Origin of the sequence: Brevundimonas sp. BR2-1, from assembly GCF_037626195.1 — a bacterium.
Classification (GTDB): domain Bacteria; phylum Pseudomonadota; class Alphaproteobacteria; order Caulobacterales; family Caulobacteraceae; genus Brevundimonas.
On the sequence record NZ_JARKMV010000001.1, the window covers coordinates 155,229 to 168,135 of the forward strand.

Consider the following 12,907-nt stretch of genomic DNA (forward strand, 5'->3'; position numbering starts at 1 on the left):
CCCTCACCAGCGCCGGGTGAGTTGAAGCGAGACGACACGTCCGAGAAGTCCGCCCTGTCCCGGATCGAATCCGTATCCGGACGGCGCGTCGTGGAAGGGCGGATCCTCGTCAAACAGATTCTGAACGCTGAGGGTCAGACGCAGACCCTCAAGCCGGCTCGACGACGGAATCCAGTTCGCCTGGGCGTCGACTGTGTTCCAGCGTTCGATCGTGGTGCCGACGCGATCCTCGTAGTCGTCAACGTGGTTTGCGTGGAGGCCGAGGCTGAAGTCACCGCGCGACCACATGGCGCCGACGCGGGCTCGAAGGCGAACCGGATAGCCAATCAGGCCCGCGACCTGTCGGACCGCCGCTGCAGGCGTGGGCCGCGTCTCATAGTCGAGAATATAGGAGGCGGAGGCATCGAACGTGACCAGACTGTCGCCGACCTGGAGTGGGTAAGCCCCGGACAGGTCAAAGCCTTTCACCCTGACGTCGCCGGTGTTGACCCAGCGCGCGTCAACGATGGCGGCATAAGACGCGACCGGAAAGAGAGGAGAAAAGCCCGGCAGGCTTGAATAGCTCTGGACCAGCGCCAGGTCGGCGGCGTTCGTCCCCGGGTTCACGAGGGTCACGAACGGCGCCAAGGCCGCGTCGCTGAGCACGCCGAAGAGATTCTCGGCGACGGGCTGGGCGATCCGGTCTGTAAACCTTGTGTCGAAATAGTTGGCGCTCAGATTGAGCCGTCCTCGGGGTCGATAGTCGAAACCAAGCGTGAGCGTCTCGGCGGTCTCCGGCTCCAGGTCAGCATTGCCGCCGACCAGGAAGAGGGCCAGCGCGGAGCTGCCATCGGCGCGGGTCAGGAAGGTTCCGAATGCGCCGGCGGCATCATAGATCTGCGGCAGGGACGCCGCTCGAAAGGAGGTTCCCCACGAGGCGCGAAGGCCCAGATTCTGGATCGGTGACCAGACCACCCCGACCTTCGGATTGGTCGTCGAACCGAAGTCATCGTACTCCTCGTAGCGGCCGGCCAGGGAGACTTCCAGACTGCGTACCCCGGGTCTGGCGTTATCCGGCCCGATCAAAGGGATACGCGCTTCGGCGAAGACGGCGCTGATGGACCTTTCACGTTGGGGGCTGGGGCTGAACCTGGGCGCGGCGGTCGAAAGGAACGACGTCACCTCGGTGTCGAACGTCTCCTTGCGGAACTGGGCACCGAGAGCAAACCGCAACGAGCCGCCGGGCAAGGTCAGCAAAGGGCCCTGGATTAGAAAATTGGCCGATGACGCGCGACTTCGGTCGCGAGCCTCGGAGAACCCGGCGCTGATGAAATCAAGAACGGCGCGCGAGTTCGCGGACCCGCTTCCGAAAAGATTGGCGTAGCCATCGACGCTTGCGCGAAACGATGTCGTCGGATCATCGGCGATCGTGCCCAGCGCTTCGTTCAACAGGCGGCTGTTCACCCGATTGTAGACCCCGGCCAAACCGCGTTCCTGTGCAAACGCCAGATAACCGTCGAGGGACCAGTCGGCGTCGAACGCATAGCGCGCGCCCAGGGTCGCGCCGACGCTTTCCGAGGTCCCTTCTTGGCGTGTCGGACCGAGGTCGCCGAGGAAGGAATAGCCGATGGTGTGCGACGCTGCGCCCGTGGGCGAGACGAAGAACGGATTGGCTTGGGTCACGGTGAAAACGCCCGCGTTTGCCACGCCCGCAACCTCATACGCCCGTCGGCTGTAGCGGAGGTCGGCCGTGGTCTCGAACCGTTCGCCGAAGGATTGCCGCACGCGGCCGTAGACGCTGTGTCGTTCCAGGGCCGGGACGAGGTCCGCGCCCAGCATGGAAGACTGAAGGTTGGCGCTTCCCGCGATGAAATCCGCAGGCGTCTGCGCGGTGCCGCTTGCATTCGGACGGATGGCGAAGCGCGACACAAAGGCTCCGGCCGCAGCGTCAAAAGAGAGAATATTGCCTGGTGAACTGGACAGCCCCCGGCGATCGGTTCCGCCGAACGGGCGCAGGTCGCCGTCGGCGGTGTAGGGTCGATCGCGCGAGTTCAGGGCATTGGTCGTCTGGTACTCGTAGGAGATATAGGCGGAGCCCGACGACCAGGCCCGGCCCGCCACATGCGAGGCCATGACGTCCTCGGCACCGCCTTCCGCCGCGGCGACCCGCACCCGGCTTTCCTGTCCCTCGAACGACGGGCGCATGATCACATTGACCACCCCGGCGACGGCGTCGGCTCCATAGAGCGCCGAGGCTCCATCCAGCAGCACGTCAACCCGCTCGACCGCCGCCGACGGCAGGGCGGACACATCCCCGAATTCGCCTCGGAACCCCGTTCCGGCCAACCGGCGGCCGTTGACGAGCACCAGGGTCGACGCAGGTCCGAGCCCCCGGAGATTAACCCCCGTCGCATAGACGGAATTCGAGCCTCCCCGATCAGATCCGGCCAGCTGAACCACAGGCGTCGCCGACCCGGCGTAGTTTTGGGGCAGGTCCGTCAGAGCCTCAGCGACGGTTCCGAAACCCCGCCGATCCAACGCGTCGCGGTCCAGCATCACGACCGGCGAGGCAAGATCGCCCGAGGATTTCAACAGCGTCCCTGTGACTACCACCTCGTCGAGCAAGACCGCGCCTTCCGCGGCCTGGGCACCGCCCTCCCCTCGCCGCAGAAAAATGACCCCCGGACGCGTCTGGGACCACGACAGTCCCGATCCTCGTAGCAGGGTGTTCAACGCCTCCTGCGGCGCATACCGCCCCCTCAACCCCGGCGTCCGCAGGCCGGCGACCAGATCCCCGGTGAAAAATATCTGCTGGTCCGACTGGGTCGCGAACAGGTTCAACGCGTCTCCCAGCGACCCGGCCGGGATGTTGAACTCGCGCGCCTCCTGGGCGCAGGCCGTCGTCCCGACGGCGAGAACGCAGGCGACCAGCGCACTGCAGGACAAAAGACTCGAGCGACTCATATTCTTGGCTCCCCTCCCCGCCACATGGCGTCAGAGAAGAGACGGTTCAGACCCCGGGTAACCCCGGAGAGGTTTCTCAATTATTTTTTCGCTCCGAGAGGCGGACGGCTCCATCCGGCCCCGGAGAGACTTCAAGTTCGAACACCTGCGAGGCCGTGGAGACGAAGGCGTCCCGGTCCCCCGCTTTGAACACCCCGTTGACCGGGACCGCGTCCAGCGAAGTGGCGTCCAGTTCGATCTTTGCCGTCAGATACCGGTTCACTTCGGCCACGGCCAGACGCAGCGGCGTATCGCGGAAGACGATCCGCCCGTCCGTCCAGCTGGTCTCGGCCCGCACATCGACAGAACGGAGGGCGACCTCTCCAGCGCTTACGCGGGCATGCTGGCCGGCCGCCAACCGCTGCACTGCCCTGCCCTCCCCCGCCGGCGCCACATCGACCACGCCGGACACCAGGGTCACGCTGACGGCGGCACCGTCGCGGCGAACATCGAAGACCGTGCCGACCGCCGTTACCTGCGTCCCGCCCGCCTGGACGACGAACGGCCTCGTCCGGTCGTGCGCCACGGTAAATAGCGCCTGTCCATGCTCCAGATCCACAAGGCGTTGATCACCCGCGAACCGAACCCTGACCCGCGAGGCCGTATCCAGCCGGATCGACGAACCGTCCGCCAACTGCACCACGCGCTGTTCGCCCACGGCCGTGACGAAAACGGTCCTGCTCTGCATCCAGGACCATCCGCCGATCGCCAGCGCCGCCGCCGCGCCGACCGCAGCCAAGCCCAGAAGACCGCGCGGCACCGCACGGGAGCGACCGCTGCCGGTCTTGCGCGACATCGCCGCATCAAGGGCCTCCAGGATGGCGGGGTCGTCCGCCAGCTTGCCCGTATCGGCCCAGACCTTCTCGACACGGCGGTAGGCCTCAGCGTTCGCCGGCACCGCGCGCCAGGCGAAGAATTCCTCGATCGTGCCAGTGCTTACGTTACGCGCGCCCAGCCGGGCGTGCCAGGCGGCCGCCTCCGTCTCCGTGGTTTCAACCCGGACCGTCGGGCTGGTCATGATGCGCCCCATCTCTAGCGCCGAAGCTGGGCTGCGCAGTGAGCCAGGGCCTTGGTCATGCGCCACTCAACGGTTTTGGGAGAAATCCCGAGCTGCTCTCCGATCTGAGTGTTCGTCAGACCGCCGAACCGGGATAGCACAAAGACATCGCGTAGGGGCACAGGCAAGCTGAGAACAAGCTGCTTCGCCAGCACCTCATCGGTCTGAGCAGGCATTTCAAAGCCCCACCCGTCCAGTTGACCAACTTCTCGGGCGCAACGAGCCCGACGATCTCGTCCGGCATAAAGGTCCGCCGCCAGATTTGAAGCGATGCGCAGCAAGAGCGCTTTGGGATGCCGAACGGCCTGAGCGGCTTGATACGGGCCGACCCGCAACCAAGTTTCCTGAAACAAATCCTCCGCATCCTGAACGCCGTATCGCCTTACCAGCCGAGCCTTCAGCCAAGCGGCGTAACGATCGTAAAAGGCCGATATGCCCCCCCGTCCGGGATCACCTAGTCGATCAGAGCCGTGGGACACGGATGTCTCCGCCTAACAGCGTATCGGCGAGTCACTTCAACTGGCCGTTCGAGAATCTAGCGGACAGCCAGAATGGTTACTATAGTGACTGGCCCGATGCGCTCAAATCCGTGCGCCTATGGCGATGGAGTTGCGGGCTCAATTTGGTCAGAACGTTCGGCGAGCTCGGCTCTGGCGAGAGATCACGATCGAAGCATTGGCCGAGGACGCTGGCCTGTCTTACAGTTACCTCGGCGAGATCGAGCGAGGGCTGAGAAACCCAACCTTGGCAGTCATCGAAAGACTCGCGGTTAGCTTGGCGGTGGAGCCGCATCTGCTTCTGCGGCCATTGGAGGCCCAATAAGGCTATCGGGCACATCGCACATGTGCGGTGTCTTCCCTTCCCACACCACGTTCGCGAGCGAAGTTACTATAGTAACTGGCCCAAATTGCCGATCTGGCTGTGTTAGCCGGGATGGGTCTAGCGGCAGATTTCGGACGGAATGTGCGTGAGCGACGGCAGGCCGCCGGGATCACCCTGGAAGCTTTCGCTCACGATGTTGGGCTGTCGTACAGCTACGTTGGGGAACTGGAACGCGGTCGCCGTAACCCAACCCTCAAAGTGGTGGAACGCATCGCGATTGCGTTAGGTGTGGATCCTCTGAAACTCCTCGCTCCCTAGGCACCTATGGCATGCCGGGCTCGGCTCGCGGCTCATATGCGCCATGAGCAGACATTGGCGGCCGCCTGCAAATCAGACGTTCCCTGAGCCTCAAACCAGACACCAGCCCTGTCGCCAGCGCCTGAATGACGTGATGCGCGCAAGGATACCGCCGTCGGAAGTGGACCGGGACCAAACCCGGCTTCCCCGCGCTCGCGTCAGTCGATAACGACGAGGCCATGACCCTGCCCTCCTCTTCCGTCCTCTTCAACGTTCCCACCGTCGGCGATGTCGAGATCGAACTATGGTCGACGCGCTTTGCGGACTGGTTCTCCGGTCTGACCGTCACCGACGGTGCCGGGGTCTTTCGGTCGATGCTGCGCGACCATGGCCGCCGCGCCGGAGAAAACACTCCACTCGATCCGGAGGTAGTCGCCGGGCTCGGAATGACGGCCGTCCATGAGGGCGCCTCGGCCTTCCTCGCCGCTGCAGAACCGCACCTTAGGCCGCGCTGGATTCGGGACCCGGCCCCGTCAAACCCCGGCGGGGTCCGCGAACGAACCGCGGCCGAAGTCGCGGACATCACGGCCGGACCTGACGAAGACGAACTCCAGCGGCTCGCCCGGGTTCTCGCCTTGGCGGCCGAAGACGCCAGGCTGGGCCGCCGAAACCGGACCGCCAAGGCTGCAGCTGAGGTCTCCAAAGCCGCACGCATTGGTTTGACACCCTCGATCCTCGCCCAGGCACGGAGCCTCAGCGGCCTAACGAGTCTTGGCCCAGTTGAACAACATGATCGCGGATCTCCCGTCCAACCGGCTGAAGGGCCTGATCAGCCAGACGAGTGGTATCGGTGCGCTCGTCCAGCGTCCCGGACTTCTGACAGGCATCCGGTCTGACGTGATCCCGGCCTATCTTCGGAGTGGCGCGCTCGGCGCACTGCAACAGAAGGAAAGCATCCTCAGAAGCGCCGGCCTGCTGGCCGCACCCCAGAAGGGGATGCTCGGTCTCGCCCAGGGCGGCGTCTATAACCAACTGCTCGGCGGCGCGTTACGGGATTTGTCGGCTTCCGGTGCCCTCGCCTCGATCCCGAGGCCGGCGGACTGGCTGAAAGATATCAACGCCGTTCTCGGACTTGGATTGACGGCCCAGATACTCGCCGCCGCGGCGTCCATACAGGCTTCGCCGCTGAACCATCCGCCGGAGCTGAGCGCCTTCATGCGGCCCGGCTGGCAGGCCACGGCCGCGATCGGCATGGCGCACGACGACGCCCGGCCCGCCGCCCGCGCTGTGCTGGCGACCTACGACGAGGCGGAGGACCTGGAGAACGAACTGCTCGTCGCAGCCGTCGCCATCGCTCACCAGATCGATGCATCGGAAGGGTCGCAAGAGACGACACCAGAGGAACTTGTCGCAGTCGTAGAAACCATCTGGGACCAGTTCCTTGCCCTGAGAGAAGGCCTGACCGAGGAGCTCCGCAATGCCGGTCTCGTTGCGGTGGTCGCCTGCGCGCTAGGCCTGGCCGGTGTTGTCGGGACCGGTATGGCCGTTCAAATCGCCATGTCGGGTCCAACGGCCGCCCAGCTTGAAACGGTGATGAAGGATTCCGATGCGGTCCTGCGCGAGGAGCAACAAAAGACGCGGGACGCTCTTCAGAACGACGCCCGCAGCCTGCGCCGCGTCACTGAGCCGTGCACGGCCAGGACGGCTCCCGACCGTGATGCTCCGGCGATCACGACCGTCTACCCCGACGAACTGATCCGGGTCACAGACGAGCGCGGCGACTGGGTCAAGGTGGAAGTCTACCAGTACGGCCAGGACGCCGTGATCACCGGCTGGACGCCTCGTAAATATATCGTCCACCGGGAGGGCTGAAGTTCCCCGGTCACAATCTCGCAAGGGGGGCACCCTAGCAGAAAAGCTGCTTTCGCATCGCGGAACGCACCCGGCTAAGCGTACCGCAATGCTCGTGACACGCCAGAGACGAGCGGGATTCCGATTGCCCTGACTAGGTCTTCCTGCTCGTACCGATAATATCCGGGACGCGCCAGAAGCGGTCGTTGGCTGGTAGTCCGCAAGTTGACATTCAGCGGACACGTTTGCGCGTTCGTCACCTACGGCTCCAGCCGCGTCCAGCCCTTGGCCCACGTCATAGGGTGCCCCGAAAGCGATCGGGTTGCGGGGCTATACCAACGCTCATATCGGGCACCCTCGTATTCGACGGCTGTCTTGCTGACGGTGTTGGGAAACGCCAGATCGAGTTTCGCCTCGAGTGTCTCGTGCTCTGTTCGAACCAAAAGCCCGACAGCCTTAAGGGATTGCGTCACTTCATCGAGACGCTCGCGGGCCAGACGCACTGCGGTCTGATGTTTGTTGGGATTGTTGCCGTCATAGGCGTCCTGGCGTTCAAGCGCGGATTGCAGCGCCTCAGTTGCCGTCCGGAGATCGTCTAGCGTCAGCGTAGTCATTTGAACCTTCAGGCGGCGGGGAGCCGGTGTGTTTGCGGATCAGCACGGTCCGCCAGCGTCTGAGCGACCGCCAGAATGGAGAGGTGAGCGTATTCCGCCATGATCAGGGCATTCAGGCTGGACTGCGAGCTGGCATAGACCACCAGCCCGTGAAGCGTTGCATGTCGATTGGGCACGGGATCGGCCGCGACCTGCGCCAGCCGCTCCGGCGTCTTTACGTTGGAGTACAGATGGTCGGCGAACATACGGTATAGCTTGAAGCTCAGGACGCCCGTGCGGGTCAGGTTCGACGTTCCCAGCGCTCCCACCGAATTCCGCAGATCGCGAAGACTGGCCTGCGACGTCACACCGGCCCCGTTCAGAGTTTCTCGCGCCTTGCGCTCAATGTCTGGAAACAGGGTCCGCGGCGTTGCACGGAACAAGCGGTTGCGGTGGGCGACAAGAGCCTCGTCGAACGTCGCGAGCGTCTCCGCATCGAAAGCGTAGGTCTCGATACGTAACCGAAAAGCCGCCTCAACCATCGGCCATTCCGCATCATAGTAGTCGCCGACCAACCGTCCCGCGACAGCAGGGTCCGGTTCCGAGGGGTCCAGAAGATGGAAAGGTGTGGTGTGATGAGGAAGCCAGCCGCTCTGATCGAGGGCATGATAGCGGGCCCAGGTTTCAACGAGCGAGGTCAGCAGGGGCTCATGAGCCCTGATCCACTCTCGCGCCTTCTGGGCGGCCAGCCGCAAAACCTGGAACACTTCAAAGAAGGCGTCCACGTTCGTTTCGGTTGAGGCCGCCTTCGCCAGCTCGGTCATCGCGCCTCGTCCCCGCATAGCGTCGCCCGGCGACCCCGATCGGCGTTCGCAGAACTTACGAGACACAGCGGAGCGTGCAACGTCCGACCACGTCGGGGCCAGACAGAACAACTTTGACTAGCGGGAGCCCAACAGCGACCATGCTGCAGAGGCTTCTGACGAAGCGAGAGCGATTCCCGCGGACACCGAATGAAATACGCCTACGAGGATCTCAGCCCCGAACAGTTCGAAACGCTCGTGGTCCTGATCTGCAAGGTCTTGCTGGGCGCTGGCGTGCAAGGCTTCGCGAAGGGGCCGGATGGTGGGCGGGATGCGAAATTCGTGGGCACGGCCCAGCTCTATCCCAGCACGGCCTCGCCTTGGAGTGGGCCGGTGATCGCCCAGGCCAAGCACACGATCGGCTACAACAAGAGCTTCGGCGAGTCGGATTTCTTCACCCCCACGGGCGCCAACACGGTCATTGCGGAAGAGACGCCGAGGATCATCGCGCTTCGGGCCGCCGGGGAGCTCGACTTCTATATGCTGTTCGCCAATCGCCGACTGCCGGCGGACGCCGCCGCCAAGATCCGCGCCCACCTTTCCAGCGCCTGCGATCTGCCAGTGTCGTCCATCGCGCTGTTCGGCATCGACGACCTCGACCTCTTCCTCAAGGCCAATCCCGGGGTCGCGGACCTAGCCAACCTGGACCCGGTGGATTCGCCCCTCATCGTGAGCCCCGACGAGCTTGCCGAGGTCGTCACCGCACTGGCGAACAACAAGGATCACTTCAGCGACGCCGTGGACACCCCGCCCGTTCCACGCGTTAGCTACGAGGCCAAGAACGCCGTCAACAATCTCACGGACGAATACGCCAAAGCCCTGCGTAAGCGCTATCTGAAGGACACCGCCCAGATCCGATCCTTTCTGGCGGCGCCCGAGAACGAGGAGATTTTGAGGGCCTATGAAAGCGTGGTGGAAGAGTTCGAGCTGGCTATTATCGCCAAGCGCAAGGGCCACCAAACTTTTGACGAGGTGATGGAGCATCTGCTCGCCCTCCTGTTCGGGCGGGATCCCATCCTGCGCCAGCGACCTCACAAGCGATTGACCCGTGCAGTGCTGTTCTACATGTACTGGAACTGCGACATAGGCAGGGAAGCGGATGCTTAGACCGAGCAAACACGCTCACCCGGATCGAACGGTGATCAACGTCGCCATCCTGCTTTTGGCGCGGCTGCGGTCGCGCCGGCTGGAGGGTTACAGCGAACTGCGCGCATTCGCCAAGAAGGCGGTGGCGGGCGGCGACACCCTCTTCCTACCGTCCCTGAACTTCCTTTTCCTCCTTGGTCTGGTCGAGTACCGACCCAAGACCGACGCGATCGAGTATCTGGGGCCGCAATGAGGCTTTCCCGATTCTATAGCGATCAGCCTGAAATCTTCTCCCCGATCGATTTCGTCGCCGGGCTGAATGTCGTGCTGGCAGAAATCCGCCTGCCCGAGAACCAGCAGCGCGACACCCACAACCTGGGCAAATCGACACTCGGCCGCCTCCTGGATTTCGGCTTCCTCGCCGGAAAGGATCCCAAATTCTTCCTGTTCCGCTATCCCCAGTTCAGCGCCTTCGTCTTCTTCCTTGAGGTCGAACTTGAGGACGGCAGCTATCTGACGGTTCGGCGCAGCGTGGCGGACGCCACCCGGATCGCGTTCAAGAAGGCCGTCGTCGGTCAGCAGGATTTCTCGGCGCTGGGCGAGAGAAACTGGGATCACTGGGACGTCCCTTTCGACCGCGCCAAGGATTTGCTCGACAGTCTGCTAGACTGGCGCGCGTTGAAGCCGTGGGGATACCGCAAGGGCCTCGGCTATTTCCTGCGCTCCCAGGACGATTTCCGCGACGTGTTCCAGCTCAAGCGGTTCGCCAACGCCCACGCCGACTGGAAGCCCTTCCTCGCGCATCTTCTCGGCTTCGACGGTGATCTGGTCACCCAGCACTATGCCAAGGAAGACGAACTCGCCGAAAAGGTGCGGATCGAACAGACGATTCAGAACGAACTCGGCGGAACGGTCGTCGATGTCAGCAAGATCGAGGGCATGCTCCTGTTGAAGCAGCAGGATCTCGACCGAAAGCAGGAGCTGCTCGACGCCTTTGATTTCCGCACCGACGACAAGGCGCAGACCCGAGCGCTCGTTGACGAAGTCGATCAGCGCATCGCGCATCTCAACGGTCGACGCTACACACTGCAGGCCAACCGCAAGAAGATCGATCAATCGCTGAAGGAGGATCAGATCCTCTTCAGCCCGGACGAAGCGCGAGAGATGTTCGCCCAGGCCGGCGTGCTGTTCGAAGGCCAGATCAAGCGGGATTTCGATCAGCTCCTCAGCTTCAACCGCGCGATCACCGAGGAGCGACAAGGCTATCTTGAGGAAGAGCGCGGTGAGATCGACGTCGAGCTCAAGTCGGTGAACACCGAGCTCACCGCGCTTGGCAAACGGCGGTCAGAGACCTTGCGGGCCTTGAGCGATACGGATGCCTTCCTCCGCTACAAGCGAATGTCCGCCGAGACGGTGACGTTGCGCGCCGACATTACGTCCCTAGAGCGTCAGCGCGGACATTTGCGCCGCCTCCAGGAACTGCGGCACGACATCCGAACCCTGGTCGCCGAGCATGGCGCGCTCCAGGAACTCATCGAACAGGACGTCGAGGCCCAGAACCGTCAGCCGACGTCCCGCTTCTCGCAGATCAGGCTCTTCTTCAATGAGATCATTGAAGAGGTGCTCGATCGCAAGGCTCTCCTGAACGTGTTTCCCAACACCAAAGGGCACTTGGAGTTCCGCGCGGAGATCCTCGACGAAGGCGGGAACGCGACCAGCGCCGACATGGGCTTCACCTATCGCAAGCTGCTCTGCGTGGCCTTCGACCTGGCCGTTCTCCGCGTGCACCTGAGCGACCGCTTCCCGCGCTTCGCCTATCACGATGGCGTTCTGGAATCGCTTGATGACCGGAAGAAGGAGCTCCTTCTGACGGTGCTCCGGGCTTACGCGGCCAGAGGTCTTCAGTCGATCATCACCTTGATCGATTCCGACCTGCCCAAGCGGACCGAAGATGAGCCCGTGTTTGACGACGCCGAGATCATTGTCCGGCTGCACGACGAGGGCGAGCAAGGACGGCTCTTCCGCATGCCTTCGTGGTGAGGCCCGGAAGTCTCCATTAGTCGTCGGCCTCCATCGCGTGTCGATCGGGCTCTACTGCGGCCAAGAAGGCCAGCATGTCTGGAGAGACCGGGCCTTCGACACGGAAATCTCCGAACTCGGCGCGAAACGCAGCCCAGCGCGATCTGAGGACACCCGTCCGACGGCCAGCCGGGCAGACCCAGACCCACTGCAGCGCCCAGGCCGCCGGGGCGTTCGAATACTCCCGCCACCGGAACACGACACAGCCGACAATGGCACCGTCGGCGCGGGTCATCAGGAAGCCGCGCGCGCTATGGTCCTTCTCGTACTGAGCGCCCCAACCCACGAAGCTGTAGTGGGTCTCCTGCCTGAAGAGCAGAGCTCGCTCATCAAGCGCATCCTGCTTCCACCGCGGCGATCGTGACGTCACTCGCTCGGGATCCGCTTCCGCAGCCATGGCGGCGACCATGTTCGGATCCGGCGCCGGGTCCAGATAGACCATCCGCTTCCGATGTTCTTTTCGGTGTGAGGCGCTGGAGTCAGGATCGCCGCGATACCAAGTCAGGCCGCAGTCGCTGCAAACCGTCTTCACCGGGGACTTGCGGTTGCGAAAGCCGGGCCCCGTCACCTCGCAATGGGTTGGCGCACCGTCCTTCGTGACCCAAGTCTCCACCTTGTAGCCATTGCGCAAGACCCATTCGCGGACGTCGCAGTGCGCCAGTCTGGGCTCCGCCGAAAGGCTGACCTTCGCTTTCCGCCGGGTCCGGGCGTACCAGAAGATGTCCAGTTGAGAGGACGTGATCAGACCGCGCCTGGGCAACCGCGGAAGGAGAAGCTCGACGAGGGGCGAGGGGTCGATCTCAAACCCGAGGCTTTCCAGGAGGATCAGCAGGCTGGCGGCGTCATCCGCTGCCCACGCAGGTGTGTAAACGACGCCGAGGCTGCGAGCGTTCGGCCGATGAACGGTGTCGCGCAACGGCGCCCCCGCGACCGCCGAGAGCGCTTCGAGATGGGTGGTGTCGAGGTTCTCGGCCAGCCTCGGATCGGTCAGGAGCAGGTAGTCCTCGAACTGCCAGGTCGCGAAAAATCCCTCCTTCACCACCCTTGCGAGGAGTGACGAGGCCGCTGACGGCGACCGCGTTCGCGCGGGCGTCTCAAGCGCCTGTAAGATCGCCGCCAAGAGCTCAGCGCTGACATCCATCGCGATCTCTCCCATGCCTCTCGCCTCCCGTCCCTCGCGGAATCGGCCTCGGCGCCGACGATACCGGTGGACGGTTCGCCCCTGAGTTCGATGTCCGACTTGTTTCAACCACCAGGATCGGTGTCACTAGGGCACC

At 63.7% G+C, this 12,907-nt stretch carries 12 protein-coding genes and 1 pseudogene; 6 read left to right on the forward strand and 7 right to left on the reverse strand.

All coding sequences use genetic code 11. From position 1 onward, the window contains the following. Nucleotides 1–3: 3 nt before the first annotated feature. From BrevBR_RS00805 to BrevBR_RS00815, 4 genes and pseudogenes are all read right to left on the reverse strand, one after another. Complete coding sequence (locus BrevBR_RS00805) at nt 4–2,604, reverse strand: TonB-dependent receptor plug domain-containing protein (RefSeq protein WP_339999641.1); 2,601 nt, start codon at nt 2,602–2,604, stop codon at nt 4–6. A 48-nt stretch (nt 2,605–2,652) separates the two neighbouring features. Next, a pseudogene (locus BrevBR_RS16535) lies at nt 2,653–2,943 on the reverse strand (STN domain-containing protein); the annotation flags it as partial. Nucleotides 2,944–3,019: 76 nt separating this feature from the next. Next, a complete protein-coding gene (locus BrevBR_RS00810; RefSeq protein WP_292062160.1) occupies nt 3,020–4,000 on the reverse strand; it encodes a FecR family protein in 981 nt (326 codons plus the stop codon). A 14-nt stretch (nt 4,001–4,014) separates the two neighbouring features. Then, a complete protein-coding gene (locus tag BrevBR_RS00815) occupies nt 4,015–4,518 on the reverse strand; it encodes an RNA polymerase sigma factor (RefSeq protein ID WP_292062162.1) in 504 nt (167 codons plus the stop codon). 124 nt (nt 4,519–4,642) lie between these two features. Here BrevBR_RS00815 and BrevBR_RS00820 point away from each other — a divergent pair, with 124 nt between their 5' ends. The 3 genes from BrevBR_RS00820 (at nt 4,643) to BrevBR_RS00830 (ending at nt 7,030) form a co-directional block, all read left to right on the forward strand. Then, a complete protein-coding gene (locus BrevBR_RS00820; RefSeq protein ID WP_292062272.1) occupies nt 4,643–4,861 on the forward strand; it encodes a helix-turn-helix domain-containing protein in 219 nt (72 codons plus the stop codon). A gap of 111 nt (nt 4,862–4,972) precedes the next feature. Continuing rightward, nucleotides 4,973–5,179: a helix-turn-helix domain-containing protein gene (locus tag BrevBR_RS00825; protein WP_292062164.1), complete on the forward strand. Its 207-nt coding sequence runs from the start codon at nt 4,973–4,975 to the stop codon at nt 5,177–5,179. Nucleotides 5,180–5,929: 750 nt separating this feature from the next. Beyond that, on the forward strand, nt 5,930–7,030 hold the full coding sequence (locus tag BrevBR_RS00830; RefSeq protein ID WP_339999642.1) for an SH3 domain-containing protein: 1,101 nt from the start codon (nt 5,930–5,932) through the stop codon (nt 7,028–7,030). Between the two features lie 239 nt (nt 7,031–7,269). Here BrevBR_RS00830 and BrevBR_RS00835 read toward each other — a convergent pair whose 3' ends face one another. Then, nucleotides 7,270–7,623, reverse strand: coding sequence for a hypothetical protein (locus tag BrevBR_RS00835; RefSeq protein ID WP_292062169.1), 354 nt, complete (start codon nt 7,621–7,623; stop codon nt 7,270–7,272). A gap of 8 nt (nt 7,624–7,631) precedes the next feature. After that, complete coding sequence (locus BrevBR_RS00840; protein ID WP_292062170.1) at nt 7,632–8,426, reverse strand: hypothetical protein; 795 nt, start codon at nt 8,424–8,426, stop codon at nt 7,632–7,634. Nucleotides 8,427–8,615: 189 nt separating this feature from the next. Here BrevBR_RS00840 and BrevBR_RS00845 point away from each other — a divergent pair, with 189 nt between their 5' ends. The 3 genes from BrevBR_RS00845 to BrevBR_RS00855 are packed head-to-tail and all read left to right on the forward strand — an operon-like array spanning nt 8,616 to nt 11,591. Further along, nucleotides 8,616–9,572: an ABC-three component system protein gene (locus BrevBR_RS00845; RefSeq protein WP_292062172.1), complete on the forward strand. Its 957-nt coding sequence runs from the start codon at nt 8,616–8,618 to the stop codon at nt 9,570–9,572. A 31-nt stretch (nt 9,573–9,603) separates the two neighbouring features. Continuing rightward, on the forward strand, nt 9,604–9,804 hold the full coding sequence (locus tag BrevBR_RS00850) for an ABC-three component system middle component 8 (protein WP_292062174.1): 201 nt from the start codon (nt 9,604–9,606) through the stop codon (nt 9,802–9,804). Further along, complete coding sequence (locus BrevBR_RS00855; RefSeq protein WP_292062176.1) at nt 9,801–11,591, forward strand: DUF2326 domain-containing protein; 1,791 nt, start codon at nt 9,801–9,803, stop codon at nt 11,589–11,591. The genes BrevBR_RS00850 and BrevBR_RS00855 overlap by 4 nt, the downstream gene beginning before the upstream one ends. Before the next feature lie 16 nt (nt 11,592–11,607). On the opposite strand, the gene BrevBR_RS00860 is transcribed toward BrevBR_RS00855, so the two are convergent. Beyond that, on the reverse strand, nt 11,608–12,786 hold the full coding sequence (locus BrevBR_RS00860) for a hypothetical protein (RefSeq protein ID WP_292062178.1): 1,179 nt from the start codon (nt 12,784–12,786) through the stop codon (nt 11,608–11,610). Nucleotides 12,787–12,907 lie beyond the last annotated feature (121 nt).

Coding starts and splice junctions, on each gene's coding strand:
- BrevBR_RS00810 (WP_292062160.1), bottom strand. CDS start 4,000: ATGACCAGCCCGACGGTCCGGGTTGAAACCACGGAGACGGAGGCGGCC.
- BrevBR_RS00820 (WP_292062272.1), top strand. CDS start 4,643: ATGGAGTTGCGGGCTCAATTTGGTCAGAACGTTCGGCGAGCTCGGCTC.
- BrevBR_RS00825 (WP_292062164.1), top strand. CDS start 4,973: ATGGGTCTAGCGGCAGATTTCGGACGGAATGTGCGTGAGCGACGGCAG.
- BrevBR_RS00835 (WP_292062169.1), bottom strand. CDS start 7,623: ATGACTACGCTGACGCTAGACGATCTCCGGACGGCAACTGAGGCGCTG.
- BrevBR_RS00840 (WP_292062170.1), bottom strand. CDS start 8,426: ATGACCGAGCTGGCGAAGGCGGCCTCAACCGAAACGAACGTGGACGCC.
- BrevBR_RS00845 (WP_292062172.1), top strand. CDS start 8,616: ATGAAATACGCCTACGAGGATCTCAGCCCCGAACAGTTCGAAACGCTC.
- BrevBR_RS00855 (WP_292062176.1), top strand. CDS start 9,801: ATGAGGCTTTCCCGATTCTATAGCGATCAGCCTGAAATCTTCTCCCCG.
- BrevBR_RS00860 (WP_292062178.1), bottom strand. CDS start 12,786: ATGGGAGAGATCGCGATGGATGTCAGCGCTGAGCTCTTGGCGGCGATC.